At 69.4% G+C, this 25,084-nt stretch carries 25 protein-coding genes and 1 tRNA gene; 12 read left to right on the plus strand and 14 right to left on the minus strand.

Annotation, left to right across the window (positions count from 1 at the left end; genetic code table 11):
- Positions 1 to 38: 38 nt before the first annotated feature.
- The gene (locus CDO81_RS10955; RefSeq protein ID WP_088483241.1) at positions 39 to 1,154 is read left to right on the plus strand and encodes a glycosyltransferase family 2 protein; all 1,116 of its coding nucleotides are present in this window, start codon (positions 39 to 41) and stop codon (positions 1,152 to 1,154) included.
- Between the two features lie 33 nt (positions 1,155 to 1,187).
- Here the strand turns inward: CDO81_RS10955 and CDO81_RS10960 are convergent, their stop codons facing one another.
- Together CDO81_RS10960 and CDO81_RS10965 are read right to left on the minus strand one after the other, a co-directional pair.
- On the minus strand, positions 1,188 to 1,493 hold the full coding sequence (locus CDO81_RS10960; RefSeq protein WP_088483242.1) for an RnfH family protein: 306 nt from the start codon (positions 1,491 to 1,493) through the stop codon (positions 1,188 to 1,190).
- Positions 1,483 to 1,941 (minus strand): type II toxin-antitoxin system RatA family toxin, encoded by a 459-nt coding sequence (locus tag CDO81_RS10965; RefSeq protein ID WP_088483243.1) that lies wholly within the window; start codon positions 1,939 to 1,941, stop codon positions 1,483 to 1,485. Before CDO81_RS10965 ends, CDO81_RS10960 begins: the two co-directional genes overlap by 11 nt.
- A 47-nt stretch (positions 1,942 to 1,988) precedes the next feature.
- On the opposite strand from CDO81_RS10965, the gene smpB reads away from it, so the two are divergent.
- On the plus strand, positions 1,989 to 2,447 hold the full coding sequence (gene smpB, locus CDO81_RS10970; RefSeq protein ID WP_088483244.1) for an SsrA-binding protein SmpB: 459 nt from the start codon (positions 1,989 to 1,991) through the stop codon (positions 2,445 to 2,447).
- Here the strand turns inward: smpB and CDO81_RS10975 are convergent.
- From CDO81_RS10975 to CDO81_RS10995, 5 genes are all read right to left on the minus strand, one after another.
- On the minus strand, positions 2,444 to 3,628 hold the full coding sequence (locus CDO81_RS10975) for a PLP-dependent transferase (protein ID WP_088483245.1): 1,185 nt from the start codon (positions 3,626 to 3,628) through the stop codon (positions 2,444 to 2,446). The genes smpB and CDO81_RS10975 overlap by 4 nt on opposite strands.
- A complete protein-coding gene (rimO, locus tag CDO81_RS10980; protein WP_088483246.1) occupies positions 3,625 to 5,007 on the minus strand; it encodes a 30S ribosomal protein S12 methylthiotransferase RimO in 1,383 nt (460 codons plus the stop codon). The genes CDO81_RS10975 and rimO overlap by 4 nt, the downstream gene beginning before the upstream one ends.
- 30 nt (positions 5,008 to 5,037) lie before the next feature.
- Positions 5,038 to 5,565: a polyhydroxyalkanoate synthesis repressor PhaR gene (phaR, locus tag CDO81_RS10985; RefSeq protein WP_088483247.1), complete on the minus strand. Its 528-nt coding sequence runs from the start codon at positions 5,563 to 5,565 to the stop codon at positions 5,038 to 5,040.
- 63 nt (positions 5,566 to 5,628) lie between these two features.
- A complete protein-coding gene (locus CDO81_RS10990; protein WP_088483248.1) occupies positions 5,629 to 7,086 on the minus strand; it encodes a sensor histidine kinase in 1,458 nt (485 codons plus the stop codon).
- Positions 7,079 to 7,762, minus strand: coding sequence for a response regulator transcription factor (locus CDO81_RS10995; protein ID WP_088483249.1), 684 nt, complete (start codon positions 7,760 to 7,762; stop codon positions 7,079 to 7,081). Before CDO81_RS10995 ends, CDO81_RS10990 begins: the two co-directional genes overlap by 8 nt.
- Positions 7,763 to 7,906: 144 nt before the next feature.
- On the opposite strand from CDO81_RS10995, the gene CDO81_RS11000 reads away from it, so the two are divergent.
- Genes CDO81_RS11000 through CDO81_RS11010 form a run of 3 tightly spaced genes read left to right on the plus strand, consistent with a single transcriptional unit; the run spans position 7,907 to position 10,893 of the window.
- Positions 7,907 to 8,869, plus strand: a complete 963-nt coding sequence (locus CDO81_RS11000; protein ID WP_088483250.1) for a Bug family tripartite tricarboxylate transporter substrate binding protein — start codon at positions 7,907 to 7,909, stop codon at positions 8,867 to 8,869.
- A gap of 7 nt (positions 8,870 to 8,876) precedes the next feature.
- Positions 8,877 to 9,386: a tripartite tricarboxylate transporter TctB family protein gene (locus tag CDO81_RS11005; protein ID WP_088483251.1), complete on the plus strand. Its 510-nt coding sequence runs from the start codon at positions 8,877 to 8,879 to the stop codon at positions 9,384 to 9,386.
- Between the two features lie 16 nt (positions 9,387 to 9,402).
- Complete coding sequence (locus CDO81_RS11010; protein WP_088483356.1) at positions 9,403 to 10,893, plus strand: tripartite tricarboxylate transporter permease; 1,491 nt, start codon at positions 9,403 to 9,405, stop codon at positions 10,891 to 10,893.
- A gap of 152 nt (positions 10,894 to 11,045) precedes the next feature.
- Here CDO81_RS11010 and CDO81_RS11015 read toward each other — a convergent pair.
- The 3 genes from CDO81_RS11015 to CDO81_RS11025 form a co-directional block, all read right to left on the minus strand.
- A tRNA-Val gene (locus tag CDO81_RS11015) sits at positions 11,046 to 11,122 on the minus strand.
- 45 nt (positions 11,123 to 11,167) lie between these two features.
- On the minus strand, positions 11,168 to 13,426 hold the full coding sequence (locus CDO81_RS11020) for a RelA/SpoT family protein (RefSeq protein WP_088483252.1): 2,259 nt from the start codon (positions 13,424 to 13,426) through the stop codon (positions 11,168 to 11,170).
- Positions 13,423 to 14,304: an alpha/beta fold hydrolase gene (locus CDO81_RS11025; RefSeq protein WP_088483253.1), complete on the minus strand. Its 882-nt coding sequence runs from the start codon at positions 14,302 to 14,304 to the stop codon at positions 13,423 to 13,425. The genes CDO81_RS11020 and CDO81_RS11025 overlap by 4 nt, the downstream gene beginning before the upstream one ends.
- A 92-nt stretch (positions 14,305 to 14,396) precedes the next feature.
- Here CDO81_RS11025 and CDO81_RS11030 point away from each other — a divergent pair, with 92 nt between their 5' ends.
- A complete protein-coding gene (locus tag CDO81_RS11030; protein WP_088483254.1) occupies positions 14,397 to 15,167 on the plus strand; it encodes a 3-hydroxybutyrate dehydrogenase in 771 nt (256 codons plus the stop codon).
- A 6-nt stretch (positions 15,168 to 15,173) separates the two neighbouring features.
- On the opposite strand, the gene CDO81_RS11035 is transcribed toward CDO81_RS11030, so the two are convergent.
- Positions 15,174 to 15,869 carry an SIMPL domain-containing protein gene (locus CDO81_RS11035; protein WP_088483255.1) on the minus strand — a complete coding sequence of 232 codons (696 nt, stop codon included), beginning with the start codon at positions 15,867 to 15,869 and terminating at the stop codon, positions 15,174 to 15,176.
- 138 nt (positions 15,870 to 16,007) lie between these two features.
- On the opposite strand from CDO81_RS11035, the gene ompR reads away from it, so the two are divergent.
- Positions 16,008 to 16,742, plus strand: coding sequence for an osmolarity response regulator transcription factor OmpR (gene ompR, locus CDO81_RS11040; RefSeq protein ID WP_088483256.1), 735 nt, complete (start codon positions 16,008 to 16,010; stop codon positions 16,740 to 16,742).
- 156 nt (positions 16,743 to 16,898) lie between these two features.
- The gene (locus CDO81_RS11045; RefSeq protein ID WP_088483257.1) at positions 16,899 to 18,218 is read left to right on the plus strand and encodes an ATP-binding protein; all 1,320 of its coding nucleotides are present in this window, start codon (positions 16,899 to 16,901) and stop codon (positions 18,216 to 18,218) included.
- A 6-nt stretch (positions 18,219 to 18,224) separates the two neighbouring features.
- Here CDO81_RS11045 and ispF read toward each other — a convergent pair whose 3' ends face one another.
- A complete protein-coding gene (gene ispF, locus CDO81_RS11050; protein ID WP_088483258.1) occupies positions 18,225 to 18,725 on the minus strand; it encodes a 2-C-methyl-D-erythritol 2,4-cyclodiphosphate synthase in 501 nt (166 codons plus the stop codon).
- A 49-nt stretch (positions 18,726 to 18,774) separates the two neighbouring features.
- Between ispF and CDO81_RS11055 the strand changes: the two genes are divergently transcribed.
- Positions 18,775 to 19,500 (plus strand): substrate-binding periplasmic protein, encoded by a 726-nt coding sequence (locus tag CDO81_RS11055; protein WP_088483259.1) that lies wholly within the window; start codon positions 18,775 to 18,777, stop codon positions 19,498 to 19,500.
- A gap of 30 nt (positions 19,501 to 19,530) precedes the next feature.
- Positions 19,531 to 21,783: a patatin-like phospholipase family protein gene (locus CDO81_RS11060; protein ID WP_088483260.1), complete on the plus strand. Its 2,253-nt coding sequence runs from the start codon at positions 19,531 to 19,533 to the stop codon at positions 21,781 to 21,783.
- Here CDO81_RS11060 and ispD read toward each other — a convergent pair.
- Together ispD and CDO81_RS11070 are read right to left on the minus strand one after the other, a co-directional pair.
- Positions 21,756 to 22,466 carry a 2-C-methyl-D-erythritol 4-phosphate cytidylyltransferase gene (gene ispD / locus CDO81_RS11065; RefSeq protein ID WP_420893047.1) on the minus strand — a complete coding sequence of 237 codons (711 nt, stop codon included), beginning with the start codon at positions 22,464 to 22,466 and terminating at the stop codon, positions 21,756 to 21,758. The two genes, CDO81_RS11060 and ispD, sit on opposite strands and share 28 nt — an antisense overlap.
- A gap of 13 nt (positions 22,467 to 22,479) precedes the next feature.
- A complete protein-coding gene (locus CDO81_RS11070; protein WP_088483262.1) occupies positions 22,480 to 23,226 on the minus strand; it encodes a class II aldolase/adducin family protein in 747 nt (248 codons plus the stop codon).
- A gap of 91 nt (positions 23,227 to 23,317) precedes the next feature.
- Here CDO81_RS11070 and CDO81_RS11075 point away from each other — a divergent pair, with 91 nt between their 5' ends.
- Together CDO81_RS11075 and CDO81_RS11080 are read left to right on the plus strand one after the other, a co-directional pair.
- The gene (locus CDO81_RS11075) at positions 23,318 to 24,364 is read left to right on the plus strand and encodes an RNA methyltransferase (protein ID WP_088483263.1); all 1,047 of its coding nucleotides are present in this window, start codon (positions 23,318 to 23,320) and stop codon (positions 24,362 to 24,364) included.
- Positions 24,365 to 24,466: 102 nt separating this feature from the next.
- Positions 24,467 to 25,066 (plus strand): chalcone isomerase family protein, encoded by a 600-nt coding sequence (locus CDO81_RS11080; protein WP_088483264.1) that lies wholly within the window; start codon positions 24,467 to 24,469, stop codon positions 25,064 to 25,066.
- Positions 25,067 to 25,084: the final 18 nt, after the last annotated feature.

Below are 25,084 nucleotides of genomic sequence, written 5' to 3' on the forward strand. Positions count from 1 at the left end.
TCGCCCTCCTCCGCAAAACCCCTCTTCCGCAGGCCCACATGACGTCCCCTCGCCCTCCTGCCGTGCAGTTGTCCATCGTCATCCCGACGTTCAATGAGCGCGGCAACATTGCCGAGCTCGTGCGGCGCATCGACAACTGCATGGGCGACACGCCCTGGGAAGTCGTCTATGTCGACGACAACTCGCCCGACGGCACCGCCGCCGCCGTGCGCGAGCTGGCGCAGACCGACGGCCGGGTTCGCCTGGTGCACCGCATCGGCCGCCGCGGCCTGTCCAGCGCCTGCATCGAAGGCATGCTGGCATCGACCGCCCCCTTCATCGCCGTGATGGACGCCGACCTGCAGCACGACGAAACCCTGCTGCCCCACATGCTGGCCGCGCTGCGCAACGACGGCCTGGACGTTGTGGTCGGCAGCCGCCACGCCGACGGTGGCAGCCTGGGCGACTGGGACGCGGGCCGCGCCAAGATCAGCGACGTCGCCACGCGCCTGGCCAAGCTCGTCACCCAAGCCGAGCTGCGGGACCCGATGAGCGGCTTCTTCATGCTGCGCCGCGAGGTGCTGTACGAAGCCATGCCCAAGCTGTCGGCCATCGGCTTCAAGATCCTGCTGGACATCTTCGCCTCCGTGCCGCGCCCGCTGAAGTTCAAGGAGCTGGGCTACACCTTCCGCAACCGCTTCTCGGGCGAGAGCAAGCTGGACTCCATGGTGGCCTGGGAGTACCTGATGATGCTGCTGGACAAGCGCGTCGGCCACATCGTGCCGGTGCGCTTCGTGCCGTTCGCCGCCATCGGTGCGGCCGGCGTGGTGGTCCACATGATCGTGCTGTGGCTGATGTTCAAGTCCATGGGCCAGAGCTTCGCGGCCGGCCAGACGCTGGCCACGCTGATCGCGATGACCGCGAACTTCTTCTTCAACAACGCCTTCACCTACCGCGACCGTCGCCTGAAGGGCTGGGGCCTGCTGCGCGGCTGGTTGTCGTTCACGCTGGCCTGCTCGCTCGGCGCCGTGGCCAACGTGGGCATCGCCACCTACCTGTTCCGCGAAAACACGGCGGACTGGGCGCTGGCCGCGCTGTCGGGCATCGTGGTGGGCGCGGTCTGGAACTACGCAGTCACGTCGGTCTACACCTGGGGCAAGCCCAAGGCCGCCTGAGGGCTGAAGGCGGCCCACCGGGGCAGCGCAGGCTCAGCCCGGCCGGTGCCGGGAGACGATGCGCTGACCCCGCTTGGCATAGCGCAGTCGCCGCGCCTCCTTCGGGTCGACCGTCAGTGGGCGGTAGACCTCGATGCGATCCCGCTCGCGCAGCGGCGTGTCCAGCGGACGCGGGCGACCCCAGATCCCCACGCGCAAGGCGTCAAGCGGCAGGGTCTGGTCGGCCATGAAGTCGCTGCAGCCCGCCAGTGCCGCGCCCAGTGTCACCCCCTCGGGCAACGCCAGCCAGCGATGCTGCACATCGCCGGCCGCCGGGCTCCAGACGAGTTCAACCCGCACCGTGCAGCCGCTCCGCGCGTTGCACGAAGCTGTCGACAAAGGTGTTGGCGATGCGGTCAAACACAGGGCTGACCACCGCTTCCAGCGCGGTGCTGCTGAAGGCGTAGTTCAGCTCGAAGGCGATCTTGCAGGCCGTGGGCTCGCCCTGGGTGCCGGGCTTGTTCAACGGCAGGAACTCCCACAGGCCGTCCAGCCGCGAGAACGGGCCGTCGACCAGCTCCATGCGCACGCTGCGATCGGCCTCGTTGCGGTTGCGCGTGGTGAAGGCGTGCTTGACGCCGGCATAGGCCAGGTGCAGCCGCGCGGTGACCGAATCGCCTTCACGGGCCAGCACCTCGACCTTGTTGCACCACGGCAGGAACTCCGGATAGCGCTCCACCTGGGTCACCAACTCATACATCTCGTGCGGCGTGTGCCAGAGCAGCACGGACTTCTTGACCTGCTTCATAGAATGCCGGGATTGTAAGAAGGGCATGAGCCCCCACATTTCCGTCCATGTCTATCGCCGAGAACCGCCGCGCCCGCTACGACTACCACATCGAGGAACAGTTCGAGGCCGGCGTCGTGCTGTCCGGCTGGGAGATCAAGGCGATCCGCGCCGGCCAGGTGCAGCTGACCGACGGCTACGTGCTGATCCGTGATGGCGAGCTCTACCTGATCGGCTGCCGCATCAATGCGCTGCGCAGCGCTTCCACGCACGTCAACCCCGAAGCCGACCGCACCAAGAAGCTGCTGATGCACAAGGCCGAGATCAAGCGCCTGATCGGCAAGGTCGAGCAGCGTGGCTTCACCCTCGTGCCGCTGAACCTGCACTACAAGGGTGGCCGCGTGAAGGCCGACATCGCACTCGCCAAGGGCAAGGCCCAGCACGACAAGCGCGAGACCGAGAAGAAGCGGGACTGGGAGCGCGAGAAGGGCCAGCTGATGCGGCACAAGGTGTCTAGCAAGGGCTAAGCCAGCACCTGCAGCGCCTGCTCGATGTCGGCCCGCAGGTCGGCCGCATCTTCCAGGCCGATCGCAAAGCGCACCAGCGTGCGGCCCTCGAAGGGCAATGGCAGGTTGCGGCTGCGGCTCATGTCGTAGGGCACCGCCAGACTCATCGGGCCGGCCCACGAATAGCCGATGCCGAAGAGCTGCAGCGCGTCAACGAAGGCGTCCACCTGCCTGGCGCTGTACGTCGGCTTGAAGACGACCGAGAACAGGCAGGCCGCCGCCTTGCCGCCCACGGCCAGCCAATGCTGGTGACCGGGCGAGCCGGGCAACGCCGGATGGAATACCTTCGCCACCTCGGGCCTGCCGGCCATCCAGCTGGCGAGCTGGCGCGTGACGCGGTCCTGCGCCTCATAGCGCAGCGGCATCGTCGGCAGGCCGCGCAGCACCATCTCGACGTCGTTCTGCCCCAGGCCGTAGCCGAGATGCTCGTGGGCATGGTTGAGGCGGTCATGCAAGGCGCGGTCGCGGGTGCAGACCGACCCCATCAGCACATCCGCCCCACCGCTGGGGTATTTGGTCAGGGCCTGCATGACGATGTCGGCGCCCAGGCCCGGATGCGTGTCGGGCGCCGGCTCGAAGCCGTTGAAGGCCAGGCCCGCGCCCCAGGTGTTGTCCAGGGCCGTGGTCACCCCGCGCGCGCGGCAGGCGGCCAGTGTGCCGAGCAGGTCAGGGAACTCCAATGTGATCGAGCCGGCGGCCTCCAGCCAGACCAGCTTGGTGTTGTCGCGCAGCTCGGGCACGGTCAGGGGGTCGTAGAAGCGGTGCGTCACGCCCCACTGCGGCAGCCATGATTCGGTCAGATAGCGGTTCTGGCCATAGACGTTGTCAGGCACCAAAACCTCGTCGCCTGGACGCAGGATGGCCAGCGACGGCAACGTCACGGCCGCCAGACCGCTGGGCACGAGCAGGCAGTACTCGGCATGCTCCAGCGTCGCCAGGCGAGCCGCCAGCGTGTAGCTGGTGGGCGTGCCATGCAGGCCGTAGCGGTAGGTCAGGCCGTCGCGCGGCCGGGGCTTGTGCAGGTCGGCCGTGTCCTTGAAGAGCACGGTCGAGGCCTTGGCCACGGGCACCGGCACCGCCTCCCAGCCCTCCGGGGCGCGGTACGGATGATGGATCAGCGTGGTGGCCGGGCCCCGCGTCACACGAGGCTCCCGACGAGGTCATGGCCGTCGGCCGCCACGATGCGCACGCGCACGAAGTCCCCCACCTTCATCGTCTTGCTGGCCTTCTCGGGCGGCAGGATCTTGACGGTGCCGTCGATCTCCGGCGCGTCGGCATACGAGCGCCCCACCCCGCCCTTGCGGCCCAGCGCGGGGGCCGAGTCCACCAGCACCTGCATGGTCTGGCCCACGCGGGCCTGCAGCTTGGCGGCCGACACGGCTTCAGCCACCGCCATGAAGCGCGCGCGGCGCTCCTCGCGCACCGCATCGGGCAGCGCGCCGGGGATGTCGTTGGCACTGGCGCCTTCCACGGGGGAGTAGGCGAAACAGCCGGCACGGTCGATCTTGGCTTCCTGCATGAAGTCCAGCAGGTACTGGAACTCTTCTTCCGTTTCGCCGGGGAAGCCGGCGATGAAGGTCGAGCGGATCACCAGCTCCGGGCAGGCCTCGCGCCAGCGCAGGATGCGCTCCATGTTCTTCTCGCCGTTGGCGGGGCGCTTCATGCGCTTGAGCACATCCGGGTGGGCGTGCTGGAAGGGCACGTCCAGGTAAGGCAGCACCAGGCCTTGGGCCATCAGCGGCAGCACCTCGTCCACATGCGGGTAGGGGTAGACGTAGTGCAGGCGCACCCAGGCGCCATACGGCTTGGCGATCTCGCCCAGGTGCGCGACCAGGTCCAGCATCTTGGTCTTGACCGGCTTGCCATCCCAGAAGCCGGTGCGGTACTTCACATCCACGCCGTAGGCCGAGGTGTCCTGGCTGATGACCAGCAGCTCCTTGACCCCGCTCTCGAACAGCGCGCGGGCCTCGTTCAGCACGTCGCCGATCGGGCGCGAGACCAGGTCGCCGCGCATGCTCGGGATGATGCAGAACGAGCAGCGGTGGTTGCAGCCCTCGCTGATCTTCAAGTAGGCGTAGTGCTTGGGCGTGAGCTTGATGCCGTAGCTCGGCACCAGGTCGACGAAAGGATCGTGGGGCTTGGGCACATGGGTGTGCACCGCGTCCATGACCTCCTGCGTGGCATGCGGGCCGGTGACGGCCAGCACGCTGGGGTGGATCTCGCGCACCAGGCTGCCGGCGTCGCTGCTGCTGGCGCCCGCTTTGGCGCCGAGGCAGCCGGTCACGATGACCTTGCCGTTCTCGGCCAGGGCCTCGCCGATGGTGTCCAGGCTCTCCTTGACGGCGTCGTCGATGAAGCCGCAGGTGTTGACGATCACCAGGTCAGCCCCGGCGAAGGTCTTGGACGTTTCGTAGCCCTCGGCGCGGAGCTGGGTGAGGATCAGCTCGCTGTCAGTCAGTGCCTTGGGGCAGCCGAGGCTGACGAAGCCGATCTTCGGGACGGAGGTGGTCGTGTCGTTCATCGCCGTATTTTCGGCGATGTCACGGGCCGGCTACTTCTTGGGGCCGAACGGGAACATCACACCTGCGTTCTTGAGCTGTTCCTGCCACTGGTTCATCAGGTTCTTGGACTGCTCGGCGTAGCCGCCCATCAAGCCCGTCCAGGCCTCGGGCGTGAAGGGCATGCCGGGCGTCTGCTCGGTGAAGCGCTGCTGCATGTCCGTGAAGGCCTGCATCTGCCGCTCCAGCAGCCCGCCCATCACGCCCTGCATGGCGTGGCCATAGAAGCGAATGATCTGGGCCAGCGAGCTGGTGGAGAACATCGGCACGCCGCCGGTCTCCTCCTCCAGGATGATCTGCAGCAGGATGGAACGGGTCAGGTCCTCCTGCGTCTTGGCGTCGTGCACCTCGAAGTCGACACCGTCCAGCACCATGCGCTTCACGTCGGCCAACGTGATGTAGCTGCTGGTCTGGGTGTCGTACAGGCGGCGGTTGGGGTACTTCTTCAGAATGCGCAGGCCGGGCTTGGCGTCGCCGGTCTGGTCAGTCGTCGGTGCCGCTTTCTTGCGGGCTGTCGCCATGCGGGAGTCTCCTGTGCAGTGCAGCAAATTCTAGGCAGACCCTGACGCCCTCTTCGGACGGGTTTACCTGGGGACGGCTGCGCCCCCGCGCCCGACCGGTGACAGGGGCAAGCGCACCCGGGCGTCCAGCCCCGCCAAACGGTCGCCCGCCAGCCGGTTGCTCAGCTCGATCTGCCCGCCCAGGGACAGCACCAGTGCCTGGCAGATGGCCAGACCCAGGCCCGAGCCCTTGCCCGACTCACCCGCGGCAAACGGCAGGAAGAGCCGCTGCTGTTGCGCCGGTGTGAGCCCCGGGCCGCCATCGGCGATGACGAGCTGTGCCCAACCGGCCTCGGTGGTCAGATCAATGCCCAGGCGCGCGCCAGCCGGGGTGTGCTGGATGGCGTTGTGCAGCAGGTTGCGCGTGAGTTCCCGCAGCGCCCATTCATGGCTTTCGATGGCGGCGGGCTCGGTGTGGATGTCGAAATCCAGCGCCTGCTTGGCGATCAACGGCGCCAGGTCCAGCGCCACGGCGCGCACGATCTCGGCCCAATCCTGCACCGGCATGGCCTCGCCCTGCTGGCGCATCTGCTCGGCGCGCGCCAGTGCCAGCATCTGGTTGGCCAGCTGGGTGGCCCGCGCCACGGTGGTGTCGATCTCCGCCAGCGCTTGCAGGGGCTCCACGTCGCCCTGTCGCGCCGACTGCACCTGGACCTTCAGCACGGCCAGCGGCGTGCGCAGTTGGTGGGACGCATCGCGCACGAACCGCTTCTGGTGCTCCAGCAGCCGGGACTGGCGCGCCAGCGCATCGTTGCTGGCCTGCACCAGCGGCACCAGCTCGGCCGGCATGTCGGGCGCCTGCAAGGGGCTGAGGTCGTCGGCGTCGCGCGCCTGCAAGGCGGCACTCAGCTCGCGCACCGGTCGCGTGGCCCGCTGCACCACGGCCCAGACGACGATGGCGATCACGGCCAGCAGCGCGGCCTGGCGCCACAGGGTATGCAGCAGCAGTTGGCGTGCCAGCCCACGCCGCAGCGCGAGCGTCTCGGCCACCTGGATGGTTGCGAGGCCCAGGCCATCCTGGCCGGACACCGGCTGCAGCAGCACCGCTACCCGCACCAGCTCGCCGCGATAGACATCGTCGTAGAAATGCACCAGCGCGGCGTACGTGCTCTGGTCAGGCAGACGGCCTTGCCAGCTCGGCAGGTCGTCATACCCCGACACCATCTCGCCCTGAAAGCCCAGCACCTTGAAGTAGAGCTGGCTGCGGTTGTCGGCCTCGAAGGCCTCCAGCGCCGCGTAGGGCACGGTGGCGACGAGGCGCGGCCGGTCGCCGCTGCCGTCCACGCCCAGCAGTTCGCCAATCGCCTTGGCCGAGGCGAGCAGTGTGCGGTCGTAGGCGGTATCGGCGGCCTGGAGCGAGTCACGGTACAGGCTCACCGTGTTGATGGCGACGATGAGCCCGACGGGCAGCAGGATGCCCCACAGCAGCCGCGCCCGCATCGACAACCGGGCCCAGCGCTGCTGCAGGCGCCGCTCAGTCATCCGGCTGCAGCAGGTAGCCCAGGCCCCGCAGCGTCACCAGCTTGGCCTCGGTGACCGCGAGGCGCTTGCGCAGGCGGTAGGCGACCACCTCGATGGCGTCCGGACTGGCGTCGGCCGCGTCGGCGAAGACGATCTCGAAGAGCCGCTCCTTGGCCACGGCCTGGCCCGGGCGCACCAGCAGCGCCCGCAGCAGCGCCGCCTCGCGAGGCGGCAGGTCCAGGGGCTGGCCCTGGTGGTAGACCGCGCCACTGTCGGGGTCCACGCGCAGGCCGCAGAAGCTCGGCGCAGCCACGGGCCGGGCCGCCTCGCTGGCCTGCCCCTGGCGGCGGACCAGCGCGCGGATGCGGGCCTCCAGCTCGTCCAGGTCGAAAGGCTTGGGCAGGTAGTCGTCAGCCCCGGTGTTCAAGCCCAGGATCTTGTCGCCCAGCGTGCCGCGGGCGGTGATGATGATGACGGGCGTCGTCAGCCCCTCGGCGCGCGCCTGGGCCAGTACATCCAGGCCGTCCTGGCCGGGCATGGAGAGGTCCAGCAGCACCACGTCGGGCAGCGCCGCGCGCCAGCGGTTCAGGGCCTTGGCGCCGTCGTCGCAGATACCGACGCGAAAGCCGCGACGCTCGAACGAGCGCTGCAGCGTCGTCTGCATGGCGGCGTTGTCTTCGATGACCAGGAGCTTCATGCAATCAGGCTAGCACCCGCACCGCCGCCCACCGCCCCTCAGGTTTACCCGAGGATGGCGGACAGCGGTTTGACAGCCTCGGCCGCCAGCATGCGGGCACAGGCCGGCGGCTCGCCGTCCAACAAGACCCACACGGAGACACCCATGCGTCGCGACACCTTCCTCAAGTCCCTGGCAGCCCTGGCCGCCGCTGGCAGCTGGCCGCTCACGAGCCACGCCAGTGGCGCGCCGATGAAGATGATGATCCCCGCCAACCCAGGCGGCGGCTGGGACACCACAGGCCGCGCCATCGGCAAGGCCTTGCAGGACGCGGGCCTGGCCAGCAGCGTGCAGTACGAAAACAAGGGCGGCGCCGCTGGCGCGCTGGGCCTGGCCCAATTCGTCAATGCCAGCAAGGGCGACCCGAATGCACTGATGGTGATGGGCGCCGTCATGCTGGGCGGCATCATCACCGGCAAGCCGCCGGTGAGCCTGTCGCAGGCCACCCCGATTGCGCGACTGATCAGCGAATACAACGTCTACGTCGTGCACGGCGCGTCGCCGATCAAGTCGATGAAAGACGTCATCGAGCAACTCAAGAAAGACCCGGGCAGCGTCAAGTGGGGCGGTGGCTCGCGCGGTTCGACCGAGCACATCGCCGCCGCCATGATCGCCCGCGAAGTGGGCGTCGACGCGGCCAAGATCAACTACGTGCCTTTCCGCGGCGGCGGCGAAGCCACGGCCGCCATCCTCGGCGGCAACGTGACCGTGGGTGGCAGCGGCTTCAGCGAGTTCCAGCCCTACCTGGAGAGCGGCAAGATGCGCGCCCTGGCCGTCACCTCGCCCCAGCGCATCAAGGGGCTGGACGCGCCCACGCTGAAGGAGCTGGGCATCAGCGTCGAGATCGGCAACTGGCGCGGCGTCTATGCGCCGCCGGGCATCACCCCTGAGCAGCGCAAGGCCCTGACCGACAAGGTCGTGCAGGCCACCAAGAGCAAGAGCTGGGCGGAGTCGCTCGAGAAGAACGGCTGGACGCCCGCCTTGCTGGCTGGGCCGCAGTTCGACGAGTTCGTCGACCGCGAGTTCGCGGCGCTGCGCGCCATCATGGTCAAGTCCGGCATGATCTGAGCGCGCGATGAGCAGCACTCCTTCTGCAGCCAGCCAGGCGCTGGTGGGCGCGGGCGTCCTCGTCGTGGGCGCGGTCATGGCGTACGGCGCCACCTTCATTTCGTCGGACGCCGGTTATGCCGGCGTCGGGCCCAACGCCCTGCCCTGGCTGGTGTCGGTGGTGCTGATGATCTGCGGCGCCTGGCTGGTGTGGGAAGCCCGCAGCGGCGGCTACCGCGAGATGGAAGCCCCATCCGGCGCGCCGCGTGCCGACTGGCACGCGGTCGCCTGGGTGATCGCGGGCATCGTGGCCAACGCCAGCCTCATCACTACGGTCGGGTTCATCCTGTCCTGCGCCTTGTGCTTCGGGTTGGCAGTACGCGGCCTGCGCCTGGCCGAAGGTCGCCCGGGCGGCGGTTTGCGTCGCACGGTGATCGATGGCGCCACCGGCATGGCCATCGCCGCGCCCGTGTTCTGGATGTTCACCCAGCTGCTCGCCATCAACCTGCCGGGCCTCACGGCCAGCGGCTGGTTGTGAGGAGGCCTGCGCCATGATGGACCTCTGGAATCAACTGCTCGGCGGCTTTGCGACGGCGGCCACGCCCATCAACCTGCTGTGGGCCTTCCTCGGCTGCGTCATCGGCACCGGCATCGGTGTGCTGCCGGGCCTGGGCCCGGCGGTCACGGTCGCCATGCTGCTGCCCATCACGTCGCAGGTGGAGCCCACCGCCTCGATGATCTTCTTCGCCGGCATCTACTACGGCGCCATGTACGGCGGCTCCACCACCTCCATCCTGCTGAACACGCCCGGAGAAACCGGCACGATGGTGACCGCGCTGGAAGGCTTCAAGATGGCCAAGAACGGCCGGGCGGGCGCCGCCCTGGCCACGGCCGCCATCGGCTCCTTCGTGGCCGGCACCATCGCCACCGTGCTGGTGACGCTGTTCGCGCCGGTCGTGGCCGACTTCGCCGTGACCCTCGGGCCGCCCGAGTACTTCCTGCTGATGCTGCTGGCCTTCACCACCGTGAGCGCGGTGCTGGGCAAGAGCACCCTGCGTGGCATGACGTCGCTCTTCATCGGCCTGGCGCTCGGCCTGGTGGGGCTGGACCAGATCACCGGCCAGGTGCGCTACACCGGCGGCGTGCCGGAGTTCATGGACGGCATCGAGACCGTGCTCGTCGCTGTGGGCCTGTTCGCGGTCGGCGAGACGCTCTACATGGCGCTGTACGAAGGTCGCAGCACGCAAGACCTCAACAAGCTCAGCAGCGTGCACATGACGCGCACCGAGTGGAAGCGCTCCTGGCCCGCCTGGCTGCGCGGCACCTTCATCGGCTTCCCGTTCGGCACCATCCCGGCGGGCGGCTCGGAGATCCCGACCTTCCTGAGCTATGCCACCGAACGCAAGCTGAGCCCGCACAAGGCCGAGTTCGGCAGCAGCGGCGCCATCGAAGGCGTGGCCGGCCCCGAAGCGGCCAACAACGCGGCCGTCACGGCCACCCTCGTGCCGCTGCTGACGCTGGGCATCCCGACCTCGGTGACGGCAGCCATCCTGCTGTCGGCGCTGCAGAACTACGGCATCCAGGCCGGGCCGCAGCTGTTCACCACGTCGTCCACGCTCGTCTGGGCGCTGATCGCCTCGCTGTACATCGGCAACGTCATGCTGCTGGTGCTGAACCTGCCGCTCGTGGGCCTGTGGGTGAAGCTGCTCAAGATCCCCCGCCCGCAGCTGTATGCAGGCATCCTGATCTTCGCCACGGTCGGCGTCTACGGCATGCGCCAGAGCGCCTTCGACCTCTTCCTGATGCTCGGCCTGGGGCTGATGGGTGTGGTGATGCGGCGCTTCGACTTCCCGACGGCGCCAGTGGTCGTGGGCATGATCCTCGGGCCGCTGGCGGAAGCGCAGGGGCGCAACGCGCTGTCGATCGGCAGCGGCCACTGGAGCGTCTTCATCGAGCGCCCGCTGAGCGTGGGCCTGCTGGCGGTGCTGGCCGCTGTGCTGCTGGTGCCCCGGCTGTGGCGATGGTGGGCGCATCGGCGCCGTTGACCCGCTCGCCACCTTCGCCGCGCCGCCCGCGAGTTCGCCAGGAACCGCGGGCGGTGTCGCTTTGGATACCACTCGGTGCGCCAAAGCCAGACTGCAGGCAAAGAAAAAGCCCCCGAATCTTTTGACTCGGGGGCTTCCAATCTTCAGAATTTTGGTAGGCGCGATTGGATTCGAACCAACGACCCCCACCATGTCAAGGTGGTGCTCTAACCAACTGAGCTACGCGCCTGAAGAGCTGCGCACTATAGCATGGATTTTTCGGGCCTGTCCAATTTCACTTCCGGCGCGCTGAACGCACGCCGGAGATGCCGCAGAGCTCGCGCAGCACCTTGGCCAGCTTCGAGGCATCCGACAGCTCCAGCGTGAAGCTCATCCACGCCGTGTCGCCACCGCCCGCGCGCGGCTTCACGGCGCCGGGCTTCATTGACTGCGTGTTGACCGCGACCACGTTCATCTTCTCCTTCGCGAAGACTTCCAGCACATCGCGCAGCAGGCCCTGGCGGTCACCGGCCTCGACGAGCACATCCACCGGGTAGACCGGCGCGTTCTTCAACGCCGCGTCGCCGCCGCCCCATGCCACCGCAATCACGCGCTCGGGCGAGCGACGCTTCATCTCGGCGAGGTTGCTGCAGTCGCTGCGATGGATGGCCACGCCCTTGCCTCGCGTGACGAAACCCTCAATGGCATCCGGCGGCGCCGGGCGGCAGCAGCGCGACAGCGTGGTCAGCAGCGAGTCGATGCCCACCACCAGCACGCCGCCCCGTGCACCGCTCGTGGCGCTGCGGGTGTGCTTCTGCGCGAGCAGCTCGTTCTCGTCGGCCACCGGCTCGGGGGGGCGCAGCAGCAGCTCGATGTTGCGCAGCGAGTATTCATCCTTGCCCACCACCTCGAAGAGCGCCTCCGCGCCCTTGAAGCCGAGCCTCGCTGCGAGTTCATCGAGCTTGAGCGCCGTCTTGCCCTCGCGCTGCAGCAGCTTCTCGACCAGCTCTCGCCCCTTGGCGATGGTCTGCGCCTGCTGCAGCGCATTGAACCAAGCCCTCACCTTCGCCCGCGAGCGCTGGCTCTGCAGGTAGCCGAGCTCCGGGTTGATCCAGTCCAGCGACGGCCCGCCCTCCTTGGCCGCGATGATTTCCACCGTCTGCCCGCTCTTCAGCGGCGTGTTCAGCGGCAGCATCTGCCCGTCGATGCGCGCGCCGCGGCAGCGGTGGCCGAGGTCGGTGTGCACGGCGTAGGCAAAGTCCACCGGTGTGGCGCCGGCCGCCAGCTCCACGATGGTGGCCTGCGGCGTGAACACGTAGATGCGGTCGTCGAAATCCGGACCGCCTTCGGCCTGCGCGGTGTCGCGCTCCCAGGCGAGCAGCTGGTTGAGCACCGCGCGGCGCGCACGCGCCACCTGCTCCTCGAACTCGCCCGCTGCGGTCACGCCCGCATAACCGCGCGCGCCGGCCTCCTTGTAGGCCCAGTGCGCCGCCACACCATGTTCGGCGTGCTCGTGCATCTCGCGCGTGCGGATCTGCACTTCCATCGCCCGGCCATCCGGCCCAAGCACGACGGTGTGCAGCGACTGGTAGCCGTTGGGCTTGGGCTTGGCGATGTAGTCGTCGAACTCGCCAGGCACCGGCGTGTACAGCTCATGCAGCCGCGCCAGCACCGCGTAACAGTCGGCCACGCTCGGCACGATGACGCGCAGCGCGCGCAGGTCGAACACCCGCTCCAGCGGCAGCGCCTTGCCGAGCATCTTTTTGTGGATGCTGTAGAGGTGCTTGGGGCGCCCCTGCACCTCAGCGCTGATGCCCTGGGCCTGCAGATCGGCCTGCACCGCGGCGCGCGCAGCCTCCACACCCTGCTCGCGCTCCATGCGCTTTTCGTGCAGGGCCTTGGCCAGCGCCTTGTAGGCCTCGGGCTCGCGAAAACGGAAGGCCAGGTCTTCCAGTTCCCACTTGATCTGCCAGATGCCGAGCCGGTTGGCCAGGGGCGCGAACACGGCCTGCGATTCCTCGGCCAGCGCCTGCGGGCAAGGGTGCTTGCTGGCGGCATGCCAGCGCAGCGTCTGCAGGCGCGACGCCAGGCGCAGCAGCACCACGCGCAGGTCACGCGAGAAGGCCAGCAGCATCTTGCGCACGCGCTCGGTCTGCTCGGCGCGCTGGTCGGTCTTCTTGTCGGCCGTCAGCTTCGCGTCCCGCGTGGCGCGTTGCAGTTGCACCAGGCGCCGCGTGTGGGTCACGAGGCTCGCATAGCTGTCGCCAAAGGCCTTGGCGACGATTTCCTCGGGCTTGTTGAGGAAGTCCGCCGCATAGACGAGGTAGGCCGCTGCCTGCAGCTCCTGCGCCGCACCGACGCCGTGCAGGATGGCGGCCACACCGTCGGCATGGGCGAGCGCGTTCTCGCCGGTGTCCAGCAGTTCGCCCGACAACAGGGGTTCAGCAAAGGCTCGGGCGCGTACCACCTCGGCCTGGGAGTGGGCAGTGCCGGCATCCAGCAGCGCCACGATGGGCGCGGTGGCCGCGCCCTCGGCCATCAAGCCGGTCTTCATGGACTCAGAAATTCCCTCACGATCGACACCTGATCATCGTGGATCAGCGTCGGAGCATGGCCCACGCCGGGCAGTTCCACCAGCCGGGCGTGCGGGCCGCGCTGGGTCATGGCGCGCGCGGTCTCGGCGGTCAGCAGGTCGGAGTCGGCGCCGCGGATCAGCAGCGTCGGGCAACGCAACTGGTCATAGGCAGCCCACAGCGCCGCCTCACCCGCCGCCACCAATTCGGGCGTGATGGCCGCAAACGGCAGCGCAATGGCGGGGTCGTAGTGCAGTCGCCATTCATCGCCGTCAGCCGCAAACATCGGCGTGGACAGCGCCACCCATTCCTCATCGCTGTGCGGGCCGAAGCCTGCCGAGATGCCGCGCAGGTAGGCCGCGCCCTCGGCCACGGAAGCAAACCGCGGCGCCTTGCCAAGATAAGTACCGATGCGCTGCAGGGCCTCGAAGCGGATGGCCGGGCCCACATCGTTCAGCACCAGGCGCCGGATGGGGCTGGGCACGCCATCCGGGCGGGGCAAAGCGGCCAGGCCCAGGCCGATCAGCCCGCCCATGGAGGTGCCGACCCAGTCGACCTGGGGCACGTCCAGCCGCGCCAGCAGCGCCACCATGTCGGCCACATAGCCCGGCACCTGATAGCCGGCCGGCTGGCGCAGCCAGTCGGACTGACCGCGCCCGACCACGTCGGGGCAGATCACACGGTAGTGGCTGGACATCGCCCTCGCCAGGGCGTCGAAATCGCGCCCCTGACGCGACAACCCGTGCACACACACCAGCACCGGCGCGTCGGCGGCCGGGCCGGCCCACTCCCAGTAGGCCATGCGGTGCAGGCCAGTGGCGTCCAGGCAATTGAGATGGCGGAGTTGGGGCTGGGTCATGGTTCAATCCTCGCAAGCCCTCCCAGGCCTGCGCGCACGGCGCGGCGCCGAGGGCACGTCGGATCATCGTAGCAACCCAAGAGGACCCCTCCATGTTGAAAGGCAAGACCGCCCTCGTTACCGGCTCCACCAGCGGCATCGGGCTGGGCATCGCGCTGGAACTGGCCCGCCAGGGCGCCAGCATCATCCTCAATGGCTTCGGCGACGCTGACGGCCCCAAGGCCGAAGTGGCGGCCCTGGGCGTGAAGGTCGGCTACCACGGCGCTGACATGAGCAAGCCCGACGACATCGCCGCCATGGTGGCCTATGCGCAGGCCGAGTTCGGGGGCATCGACATCCTGGTCAACAACGCCGGCATCCAGCATGTGGCGCCGGTGCAGGACTTCCCGGTCGAGAAATGGGACGCCATCATCGCCATCAACCTCAGCTCGGCCTTCCACACCACACGCCTGGCACTGCCGGGCATGCTGGCCAAGGGCTGGGGCCGCATCATCAACATCGCCTCGGCCCACGGGCTGGTCGCGTCGGCGCAGAAGTCGGCCTATGTGGCGGCCAAGCACGGCCTGGTGGGCTTCACCAAGAGCGTAGCGCTTGAAACCGCCACCACCGGCGTGACGGCCAATGCCATCTGCCCGGGCTGGGTGCTGACGCCGCTGGTGCAAAAGCAGGTCGACGCCCTGGCCGCCAAGGATGGCGTCGACAACGACGAGGCCAAGCGCCGGCTGCTGGCCGAGAAGCAGCCGTCGCTGCAGTTCACCACGCCGGCCGAGCTCGGCGCACTCGCCGTGTTCCTGTGCTCGGACGCCGCCATCAACGTGCGCGGCCAGGCCTGGGCGATGGACGGCGGCTGGACCGCCGTCTGAGCCCCTTCACTTCGCGAGCAGCACCGATCCGCTGACGCTCACCGTCACGGTCGCCTTGCCGGCTTCGGTCGGCAGGGCCTCATCGGCGCCCATGCCCGCGCGCATGGCCTTCATCATCATCGGGCGCTGCGGGCCGGCTTCATCGCTGCTGATGCTCACGTCACCCAGCACGTAGCTGCCGTAGCCGAACTGGCGCGCGTAGTCGCCCGCCTTGGTGCGGTAGCGGCTGATGGCTTGGGCCGTGATGTCGGCCTCGGCCTTCTCACGGGCCTCGCGAGACAGGCTGTAGCCCACCCGGGCGATCGTCAGGCTCGTGATGCGCCCGGTCAGCTGAGCGATGGTGGCCGCGTCGCGTCCTTCCACGATCAGTTCCGCGCTGCCCTGCCAACCGTTGAGCTTGCCGGTCTTGGGATCATTGCGCGGGTACAGCGAAAAGCTGCCCGTCTGCAACTCCACTTGGCCCGGCTTGGCCACCTTGCGGGCTTCGGCCAGCGCCGCGTCCAGCGCCTGCTTCAGGGCGGTCTGCACGCTGCCGGCATCCGCCCCCTCGCGCGAGGTGGAGAAGGTGACGCCGAGCACGTCGCGCGTCACTTCGGCGCTGGCGCTGGCGGACAAGGTGAGCCGCTCGCGCGGCAGCGTGTCAGCGCCCGCCGGGGTGGCAAGCACAAGGGCCAGAGAACTCAAAGCAAGCAGGTCACGCATGGGAATCTCTCAATACAAGGAGGGAAAGCCCAGCTTAAGCCCACCAGTTGGCAACGAGCTGTAACCGCTGCGCCCTGTCCTACAAAACCGGGTTTCAAACCTGCTCACAATGGCGCTGTTACAAATTCAGGAACCGCGATGAACAGCAGCGCGACACCCCGTCCCAACCGCATTCTTGTCGTCGATGACGACGCACGCATCCGCGACTTGCTCCGGCGTTATCTGACGCAGGAAGGCTTCGAGGTGCTGCTGGCCGAAGACAGCCGCGCCCTGAACAAGCAGCTGACCCGCGAGACGGTGGACCTCATCGTGCTCGACCTGATGCTGCCCGGCGAAGATGGCCTGACCATCTGCCGCCGCCTGCGGGCCGCCAACGACAGCACGCCCATCATCATGCTCACCGCCAAGGTGGAAGACGTGGACCGCATCGTGGGCCTCGAAGTGGGCGCCGACGACTACCTGGCCAAGCCCTTCAACCCGCGCGAGCTGCTGGCCCGCATCAATGCAGTGCTGCGCCGCCGCCCGCCGCCGGAAGCCCCGGGTGCGCCGAGCAAGGAGCCGATGACGGTCACCTTCGGGCCGTTCGAGTTTGACCTGGCCCTGCGCCGCCTGACCAAGAACGGCGAGCAGCTGCCGCTGACCACCGGCGAGTTCTCGATGCTCAAGACCCTGGTGCGCCACCCGCGCCAGCCGCTGTCGCGTGACAAGCTGGCCCAGCTCGCCCGCGGCCGTGAATTCGAGCCCTTCGACCGCAGCCTGGACGTGCAGATCTCGCGCCTGCGCAAGATGCTGGAAGCCGACCCGGCCCAGCCGCGCTACATCCAGACCGTGTGGGGCGTGGGCTACGTGTTCGTGCCCGACGAGAATACGTGAGCCCCTCGCCCCGCCTTGCCCCGCTGCAGGCGGGCAAGACGGGTCGCTACCCCGTGGGCACGGCGATGCCTGCCGGCTGAACCGCCAGGCCCATCGCCCCCCGCGGGCCAGCTTGGGGCGGCCCGGCGCTCGGCCCGAACACAACTCGACTGATCCATGCCTCGCCCGCAACTCGCGCTCAACCTCTTCTGGCGCACCTTCGCCTGGCTCGCCCTGCTGCTGGCCGGTGCGGTGCTGGCCTGGCAATACACCTTCAAGCTGCTGGAGGCCCAGCCGCGCGCGCTCGAATCCGCCGAGCAGCTCGCCGGGCTGGTGAAGCTCAGCCGCATCGCGCTGGAGCACACCGACCCGATCAACCGGGTCGCGGTCATCAGCTCCATGTCCCGCGGCGACACGGTGCAGGTGCGCGTGGCCGAGACCAGCGACCGCTGGCTGCCCTACGACACCAGCCCCTTTGCCACCCAGTTGGCATCCGAGCTGCGCAGCACGCTCGGACCCGACACCGTGGTGGCCCGCAGCGTCAACGACACGCCCGGGCTCTGGGTGCGCTACGTGGTGGGGGAAGACGCCTTCTGGCTCAAGACCACGCCCACGCCGCTGTCCATCTCGCTGAACAGCAACTGGTGGTGGGTGGTCATCGCGCTGCTGGCCACCGTGGTGGGTTCGGCATTGATCGCGCGGCTGATCAACCAGCCCCTGCGCGAGCTGGCGGAAGCCGCCGGCCGCATCCGTGATGGCGAGTACGACTCGCGGCTGGACGAGAACACCATGACCAGCGAGATCCGCGAGGTCAACATGGGCTTCAACCGCATGGCGCGCGAACTGGCCAAGCTGGAAGAAGACCGTGCGGTGATGCTGGCCGGCATCTCCCACGACCTGCGCACGCCGTTGGCCCGGCTGCGCCTGGAAACGGAGATGAGCGTCAATGACGAGCAGGCGCGTCACTTCATGGCGCAGGACATCGATCAGCTCGACGCCATCATCAGCAAGTTCATGGACTATGCGCGGCCCAACGAGACCCAGCTGCGCGAGACCAAGCTCATCGACATCGTCGAGCGGGAGGTCCAGGGCTTCCGCGACCCCGACCAGATCCGCTTCCGCGTGCAGGTCAGCGAGGCGCTGAAGGTCTTCGTGGACGACACCGAGCTCGGCCGCGTGCTGCTCAACCTCTTCGAGAACGCCCGCCGCTACGGGCACCAGCCCGGCGAACCGGCGCGTGTGGACGTGAGCGCCACACGCCAGGGCTCCTGGGTGGAGCTGCGCGTGCGCGACCACGGCCCCGGCGTGCCGCCCGACCGGCTGCAGCGCCTCACGACGCCGTTCTACCGCGGTGACGCCGCCCGCACCGCCGCCAGTGGCGCCGGCCTTGGCTTGGCCATCGTGGAGAAGTCGGTGCAGCGGCTGGGTGGCCAGCTGTCCATCAGCAACTCGCCCGAAGGCGGCCTGCTGACGGTGCTCAAGCTGCAGGCCAGCTGAACGGGCTCAGAGGGCAGCCAGCAGGCACACGGCCCGCGCCTCGATGGCGCGGCCTTCGCCCACCGGGCCCATCTTCTCGGCCGTCTTGGCCTTCACGTTGACCTGGCCCACGGCCACGCCCATGACCTCGGCCAGGCGCTCGCGCATGGCCAGGATGTGCGGCGCCATCTTGGGCGCCTGGGCGACGATGGTGGTGTCCAGGTTCACCAGCTGCCAGCCGGCCTCGCGCACCCGCCGGTAGGCCTCGGCGAGCAGCACCATGGAGTCGGCGCCCTTGAACTCGGCCGCCGTGTCGGGAAACAGCTTGCCGATGTCGCCCAGGGCGGCGGCGCCCAGCAGCGCGTCGGTGATGGCATGCGCCAGGGCATCGGCGTCCGAGTGGCCCAGCAGGCCGTGGGTATGCGGGATGGTGATGCCGCCCAGGATGAGCGGACGGCCGGTGACGAGTTGGTGGGTGTCCCAGCCTTCGCCGATACGCAGGGCAGGAAGGACGGAGGCGGCATTCATGCGCAGGATTGTCGGCGCAAAGGTCACGGTGCCGCGCTAACCTACCGCCATGCCCGTGTCGAGCCTCGCGCGCCCTGCCCTGCTGCTGTGCCTGACGGCGGCCACCGCTGTCACCGCGGCGCCGCTGCCAACACTCAAGCTGCTGGTGTTCCCGGCGCCGGGGCTGTTCGATGTGCAGGACGATGGACGCATCGCAGGGCCCGGCGGCGCCCTGCTGGTCAAGATCGGCCGGGCCAGTGCGGTGACCTTCGAGACCCAGAGCCTGCCCATTCCGCGCGCCTGGCACACCATCCAGGCGACGCCGCAAAGCTGCGTGGTCGGCATGAGCCGCACGCCAGACCGGGAGGGCCGCTTCCAGTGGGTGGCGCCGATCTCCCGGGCCGATTTCATCGTCTATGGCCGGCCCGACTCCCCCGCGCTGGCGCCCGAGCTGTCTGCGCTGCGGGGCCGCGCCGTGGTGGTGCTGCGCGAGACGGTGCCGGCCAACCAGTTGCGTGATCTGGGCGTCCCCGCCCAGGAGGTCAGCAGCCCGGCCATCGCCCTGCGCATGCTGCAGGCTGGCCGGGTGGACTATTGGTATGTGCACCAGCTGCTGGCCGAGCCGGCTGCCAGCGCCGCGGGCGGGCCGGCGCTCAAGCCGTTATTCACCACGTCGCGCCATGACGGCTATCTCGCCTGCAACCTCGAAGTGCCCGCCGCCACGGTGGAGCAGTTGAGGCAGGCCCTGCAACGGCTGCGCCGCAATGGTGACCTGGCTGAGTTCGGGCTGCGCTGAGGTCAACGTCCCCTGCTATGGTGCCGCGCCATGCGCCGCACCGCCCTGCTCCACTGCCTCGCCTCCGCCTTGTCTGCCACCCTGGCCCTGATCACCTGCATCGGGGCGCTGGCCCAGACCCCGCCCGCCTCCGCGCCAGCGGCCCCCACTCCCACGGCCCGCCCCAAGATCGGCCTGGTGCTCTCCGGCGGCGGCGCGCGGGGGCTGGCCCACATCGGCGTACTGCGCGTGCTGGAGGAGATGAAGGTGCCGGTGGACCTGATCGTCGGCACCAGCATGGGCGCCGTGGTGGGCGGCGCCTACGCCTCGGGGCGCAGCGTGGACGAGCTCGAAGCCCTGGTGAAAAGCGCCAACTGGAATGCCATCCTGGCCGACCGCCCCGCGCGTGACCGCCTGTCCATCCGCCGCCGCGAAGACGACGAGCGCCTGCCCTCGCGTATCGAGTTCGGCTTCAACCTCGCCCGCGGCGCCATGCTGCCCGGGGGCGCGGCGGGCAATGGTCAACTGGAGGCGACGCTGTCGTCCCTGCTGCCCGCCACCCGCACCGACGACCCGCTGCGCAAGCTGCCCATCCCCTTCCGCGCCGTGGCCACCGACCTGCTCTCGGGCGCGATGCTCGACCAGGCCGACACACCGCTCTTTGAAGCCCTGCGCGCGTCGATGGCGGTGCCCGGCGTGTTTGCGCCGCTGCGCGTCAACGGCCGGCCTCGCGTGGACGGCGGCCTGGTGCGCAACCTGCCCATCGACCTGGCGCGGCAGCTGGGCGCCGACATCATCATCGCGGTCAACGTGGGCACGCCGCTGCTTGAAGATCGCGAGATCACCAGCGCGGTGATGGTGGCCAACCAGATGCTGCAGATCCTGACGGAGCAGAACGTGCAGCGCTCCCTGCGCGAGCTGCGCCCGCAGGACATCATCATCGACCCCGACCTGCCCGGCATGGGCTTCATGGACTTCCAGCGTGCCGATGAAGCCATGGCCACCGGGCGCCGCGCCGCCCTCGCCGCCAGCGAGCGCCTCGCCGCGCTCGCCGCCCCGGCGGACGCCGCCCGGCTGCAGGCGCGTCGTTTGAACCTGCCGGAAGAGTCGCCGGGCGCCCTGCCGTTAGGCGAACTCAGCTTCAGCGGCATGCACCGGGTCAACGCGGAGGCGCTGCGCGCCGAACTCGGCCTGACGCCCGGCACGCCCATCGGCCGCCCCGAGCTCGCCCGCGCCGTCGAGCGGCTGGACGGCATGGGTGACTTCGACCGCATCGAGACCGATGTCGACGACCGCGACGGTCGCCGTGACGTCGCCTTCAAGCTGACCGAGGCCGACTGGGCCCCGAGCCGCATCCGCCTCGGCCTGGAGCTCTACAGCAACTTCGCCGATGCCAGCAGCTACTCGCTCGTGGCCATGCACGTCGCCAACTGGCTCAACCCGTGGGGCGCCGAGCTGCGCAGCGTGGCCCGCATCGGCTCGGCACGCGGCCTGAACACCGAGTTCTACCAACCGCTGGGCCCGGGCTCGCGCTGGTTCGCCAGCGCCAAGCTCAGCTACGAGGCGGGGGCCAACGATGTGTTCTCCCAGGGGCAGCGCGCGCTGCGTCTGTCGAGCAGCCTGACCAGCGCCCAGCTTGAACTCGGCCATCGGGTCGCCGGCCTGGGCGACCTGCGCTTGGGCGTCGGCCAGCTGCGCGCCAGCAACGAGATCGTCGTGCCCGTGATCCCGGGGCGCGGTCCGCAATCGCAGTCCTACACCCAGAGCTATCTGGAGCTGCACACCGACACCCTGGACTCCCTGGCCTTCCCGAGCCGCGGGCAATGGACCACGGCGCGCATCGAATGGCTGCGCCCACGCGGCGAGAGCCCGGTCATCAACGCGTCCCTGCTCGGCCTGGGCGCCTTCCGCCTGGGCGACTGGGCGGGCCAGCTCTACGGCGAGGTGGCCCACGCGGAGCGCGGCCAGACCCGGTCGCTCGGCGGCTACCTGCGCCTGTCCGGCACACCCGACGGCTCGCTGACCGGCGAGAACATGGTGCTGGCCCGCGTGGTGATGGCGCGCCGCATCGGCGAAATGCCGGTCGGCCTGGGCGGCGCGGTGCGGGTGGGCTTCTCACTGGAGACCGGCGCCGTCAGCCCGGGCGCCGGCCTGCGCCTGGCCAACCTGCCCCGCGAGGGCTGGAAGCAGGCCGTCAGCGGCTTCCTGAGCGTGGACACCCGCTTCGGCCCGTTCTTCCTGGCCCTGGGCAGCACGCGGGGCGGGGATACCTCGGCCTATCTGCTGCTCGGGCCGACCTGGTAGAGGCAGCGCGCCGCCAGCTCGAAATCCTCCGGCCAGGTCACCTTGAAGTTGGCCATCGACGCGCGCACCAGCCGGGGCGCCAGGCCCAGGGCCTCGATGGCGCTGGCTTCGTCGGTGGCCGCGGCGCCCAGGGCCAGCAGCGCGCGCTCGACCAGGCCGAGGCGGAACATCTGCGGGGTCTGGGCGGCCCATTTGTCGCGGCGGTCGACGGTGGCGGTGACGCGGGCGTCGGCGTCGCCGGCCTTGAGCGTGTCAGCCACCGGCTGCGCGAGCAGGCCGCCGACCGGGTCGTGCTGGCAGGCGTCGATCAAGGCGTCGACCCAGGCCGGCTGAAGCAGGCAGCGGGCCGCGTCGTGCACCAACACCCAGTCGTCTTCTTCCGCGCCGCGGCGGCGCAGCTCGGCCAGGCCGCCGAGCACGCTCTCGGCGCGGCTGGCGCCGCCGACCCGCGCCACCCAGGCGCGGCAATCGGGCAGCGCGGCCTCGAAGCGGTCGTCGGACGGCGACAGCACCACCAGCGTCTGCGCCAGGCGAGGCACCGCGGCCAGCGCCGCCAGCGTGTGGGCCAGCATGGGCCGGCCGGCAATCTCGACGTACTGCTTGGGCTGGCCGGCGCCGGAGCGTTCACCCACGCCGGCCGCGGGCACGAGGGCAAAGAAGCGGGGGGAAATCATCCCCGGCATTGTCGGCGCGACGTCAGGTGTCGTGGCCGGGGTTCTGCCGGGCCAGCCGGCGCAGCAGGCCAGGCCAGGCGAGCGACGCGCCGGAGCCGCGCATGACCTTGTCGCTCTGCGCGCGGATGCCGGCCAGGATGGACGCCGGGATCTCGATCAGCGGGCCGCCGCCGGCCTGGGCTGCGATCTGGATCTCGCAGGCGCGCTGCAGCATGAACATCTTCAAGAAGGTGTCGGCCGCGCTGTGGCCCAGGGTCAGCAGCCCGTGGTTGCGCAGCATCATCAGCGAGGTGCGGCCGAGGTCAGCCACCAGGCGCACCTTCTCCTCGGGGTTGAGGGCGACGCCTTCGTAGTCGTGATAGCTCAGCGACGCGAGCGGGAAGAGGCTGTGCTGCGAGATCGGGCGCAGCCCGTCACGCTGGGCGCTGACCGCCACGCCGGCCACGGTGTGCAGGTGCATGACGAAGAGCGCATCCTCACGCGCCTCGTGCACCGCGCTGTGGATGATGAAGCCGGCGGGGTTCACGTCGTAGTCGCTCGGCGCAACCTTCTCGCCGGCGCGGTCGACCTTCACGAGGCTGCTGGCCGTGATCTCCTCGAACATCATCCCGTAGGGGTTGATCAGGAAGTGGTGGTCCGGCCCCGGCACGCGGGCCGAGATGTGCGTGAAGATGAGGTCGTCCCAGCCGTGCAACGCGGCCAGACGGTACAGCGCCGCGAGGTCGCAGCGGGTGGTCCATTCCTCGGGGCTCATGTCGGTGGGCGCCATGGCTTGTCTCCTTGCTCGAATGAGCCCCAGCATAGGCCGGTGCGGGGCACTGAGCTGTCGCCTGCGCGCCTGCGGGGACAATCGGCGGGCCATGCTGATCTCCGACCTCCGCCAGCGCCTGCGCGCGCTGGGCGCCAACCCCGCCCATGAAAGCCGCGTGCTGCGCCTGTGGCTGCACAGCCTGCCCTTGACGGGCGGCAAGCGGCCACTGGAAGGCTGGCTGCCCAAGGCCGTGCTCGAAGCGCTGCCGGGCCTGATGGCTGACCTCGACGGGCTGGTGGCTCTGCGTAGCGAGCACCCCGGCAGCGATGGCGTGTCGGCCCGGCTGCTGCTCGGGCTGACCGATGGCCAGACCGTGGAGACGGTGCTGCTGCCCCGCGACGGCGTCTGCGTGTCGAGCCAGGTCGGCTGCGCGGTGGGCTGTGCCTTTTGCATGACGGGCACCGAGGGCCTGATCCGCCAGGTGGGCAGCGCCGAGATCGTGGCCCAGGTGGTGATGGCAAGGCGCAAGAACGCCCGGCTGAAGAAGGTGGTGTTCATGGGCATGGGCGAGCCCTCGCACAACCTGGCCAACGTGATGGACGCGATCACGCTGCTGGGCCGCGAGGGTGGCTTCGCGCACAAGCAGCTGGTGTTCTCCACCGTGGGCGACGAGCGCGCGTTTGCGGCCTTGAATGCCGCCGAGGTCAAGCCGGCGCTGGCGCTATCGCTGCACACCAGCGATGCCGACAAGCGGGCCGAGCTGCTGCCGCGAGCGCCGCGCATCGCGCCGCAAGACCTCGTCGACGCTGCCGATGCCTACGCCCGCGCCAGCGGCTACCCCATCCAGTACCAGTGGACGTTGCTGGACGGCGTGAACGACGGCCCCGAAGAACTCGACGGCATCGTGCGGCTGCTGCAGGGCCGCTACGGGCTGCTGAACATGATTCCCTTCAACAGCGCGCCGGGGCTGCCTTTCATGCGCCCCAGCTGGGACCGCGCCCGCGCCATCGCCGCCGAGCTGAGCCGCCGCGGCGTGTTGACCAAGCTGCGCGACTCCGCCGGCCAGGAGGTGGACGGCGGCTGCGGCCAGCTGCGCGCCCGCGAGGCCGTCGGCCGGCCCGCGAAGGTCGTGAGGATTCACGCGCCGGGCCGGTAACCTGACACCTCATTCGGCGACAGGATCGCTCGGTTACACACGCAGAATCCCCTCCGCCGGCCCCAGGGCCGCCGTCAGAAGAACGCTCAACCCGGAGGAGACATGACCCCAGCCCAGCGGCTCGCTCAACGCACGCGCCTCGCCCTCCTGATCGCCGCCTCGGCGCTCAGCCTGCAGGCCTCGGCCGGCACCACGGTCAACAAGTTCGAGCCCACCGCGCAGCTCGGCGGCAGCACGCTGCAACTCAACGGCAAGGGCACCCGCGTGCGCCTGGTGTTCAAGGCCTACGACATGGGGCTGTACACCACCAAGCGGGTCAGCACGCCGGCCGAGCTGCTGGCCCTGCCCGGCCCGAAGCGCCTGCACTTCATCGCACTGCGCGAGCTGCCCGGCACCGAGCTCGGCCGGCTCTTCCTGCGCGGCATGGGCGACAACACGCCCAGCGCCCAGATGACGCGGCACGCACTCGCGACCACCCGCCTGATCGAGATCTTTTCGGGCAAGCCCAAGCTGATGCCGGGCGACACCTTCGCGATGGACTTCGTGCCGGGCAAGGGCACGCAGTTCTACATCCAGGGCCAGCCCCAAGGCGCGCCGGTGGGTGACGACGAGTTCTTCACCCTCGTGCTGCGCATCTGGTTCGGCGACTCGCCAGCCGACATCCCGCTGCGCGATGCGCTGCTGGATGGCCTCACGGGCTGAGGCCCGCGCGATTCGTTT

Source organism: Roseateles puraquae (assembly GCF_002205845.1).
GTDB classification, from domain to species: Bacteria; Pseudomonadota; Gammaproteobacteria; order Burkholderiales; family Burkholderiaceae_C; genus Pelomonas; species Pelomonas puraquae.

What these genes read in the sequence shown, in the direction of transcription:
- CDO81_RS10955 (WP_088483241.1), top strand. Translation starts at nt 39, where the DNA reads ATGACGTCCCCTCGCCCTCCTGCCGTGCAGTTGTCCATCGTCATCCCG.
- CDO81_RS10965 (WP_088483243.1), bottom strand. Translation starts at nt 1,941, where the DNA reads ATGAAGCAGGTCAAGAAGTCCGTGCTGCTCTGGCACACGCCGCACGAG.
- smpB (WP_088483244.1), top strand. Translation starts at nt 1,989, where the DNA reads ATGTCTATCGCCGAGAACCGCCGCGCCCGCTACGACTACCACATCGAG.
- rimO (WP_088483246.1), bottom strand. Translation starts at nt 5,007, where the DNA reads ATGAACGACACGACCACCTCCGTCCCGAAGATCGGCTTCGTCAGCCTC.
- phaR (WP_088483247.1), bottom strand. Translation starts at nt 5,565, where the DNA reads ATGGCGACAGCCCGCAAGAAAGCGGCACCGACGACTGACCAGACCGGC.
- CDO81_RS10990 (WP_088483248.1), bottom strand. Translation starts at nt 7,086, where the DNA reads ATGACTGAGCGGCGCCTGCAGCAGCGCTGGGCCCGGTTGTCGATGCGG.
- CDO81_RS10995 (WP_088483249.1), bottom strand. Translation starts at nt 7,762, where the DNA reads ATGAAGCTCCTGGTCATCGAAGACAACGCCGCCATGCAGACGACGCTG.
- CDO81_RS11000 (WP_088483250.1), top strand. Translation starts at nt 7,907, where the DNA reads ATGCGTCGCGACACCTTCCTCAAGTCCCTGGCAGCCCTGGCCGCCGCT.
- CDO81_RS11005 (WP_088483251.1), top strand. Translation starts at nt 8,877, where the DNA reads ATGAGCAGCACTCCTTCTGCAGCCAGCCAGGCGCTGGTGGGCGCGGGC.
- CDO81_RS11010 (WP_088483356.1), top strand. Translation starts at nt 9,403, where the DNA reads ATGGACCTCTGGAATCAACTGCTCGGCGGCTTTGCGACGGCGGCCACG.
- CDO81_RS11020 (WP_088483252.1), bottom strand. Translation starts at nt 13,426, where the DNA reads ATGAAGACCGGCTTGATGGCCGAGGGCGCGGCCACCGCGCCCATCGTG.
- CDO81_RS11025 (WP_088483253.1), bottom strand. Translation starts at nt 14,304, where the DNA reads ATGACCCAGCCCCAACTCCGCCATCTCAATTGCCTGGACGCCACTGGC.
- CDO81_RS11030 (WP_088483254.1), top strand. Translation starts at nt 14,397, where the DNA reads ATGTTGAAAGGCAAGACCGCCCTCGTTACCGGCTCCACCAGCGGCATC.
- CDO81_RS11035 (WP_088483255.1), bottom strand. Translation starts at nt 15,869, where the DNA reads ATGCGTGACCTGCTTGCTTTGAGTTCTCTGGCCCTTGTGCTTGCCACC.
- ompR (WP_088483256.1), top strand. Translation starts at nt 16,008, where the DNA reads ATGAACAGCAGCGCGACACCCCGTCCCAACCGCATTCTTGTCGTCGAT.
- CDO81_RS11045 (WP_088483257.1), top strand. Translation starts at nt 16,899, where the DNA reads ATGCCTCGCCCGCAACTCGCGCTCAACCTCTTCTGGCGCACCTTCGCC.
- ispF (WP_088483258.1), bottom strand. Translation starts at nt 18,725, where the DNA reads ATGAATGCCGCCTCCGTCCTTCCTGCCCTGCGTATCGGCGAAGGCTGG.
- CDO81_RS11055 (WP_088483259.1), top strand. Translation starts at nt 18,775, where the DNA reads ATGCCCGTGTCGAGCCTCGCGCGCCCTGCCCTGCTGCTGTGCCTGACG.
- CDO81_RS11060 (WP_088483260.1), top strand. Translation starts at nt 19,531, where the DNA reads ATGCGCCGCACCGCCCTGCTCCACTGCCTCGCCTCCGCCTTGTCTGCC.
- ispD (WP_420893047.1), bottom strand. Translation starts at nt 22,466, where the DNA reads ATGCCGGGGATGATTTCCCCCCGCTTCTTTGCCCTCGTGCCCGCGGCC.
- CDO81_RS11070 (WP_088483262.1), bottom strand. Translation starts at nt 23,226, where the DNA reads ATGGCGCCCACCGACATGAGCCCCGAGGAATGGACCACCCGCTGCGAC.
- CDO81_RS11075 (WP_088483263.1), top strand. Translation starts at nt 23,318, where the DNA reads ATGCTGATCTCCGACCTCCGCCAGCGCCTGCGCGCGCTGGGCGCCAAC.
- CDO81_RS11080 (WP_088483264.1), top strand. Translation starts at nt 24,467, where the DNA reads ATGACCCCAGCCCAGCGGCTCGCTCAACGCACGCGCCTCGCCCTCCTG.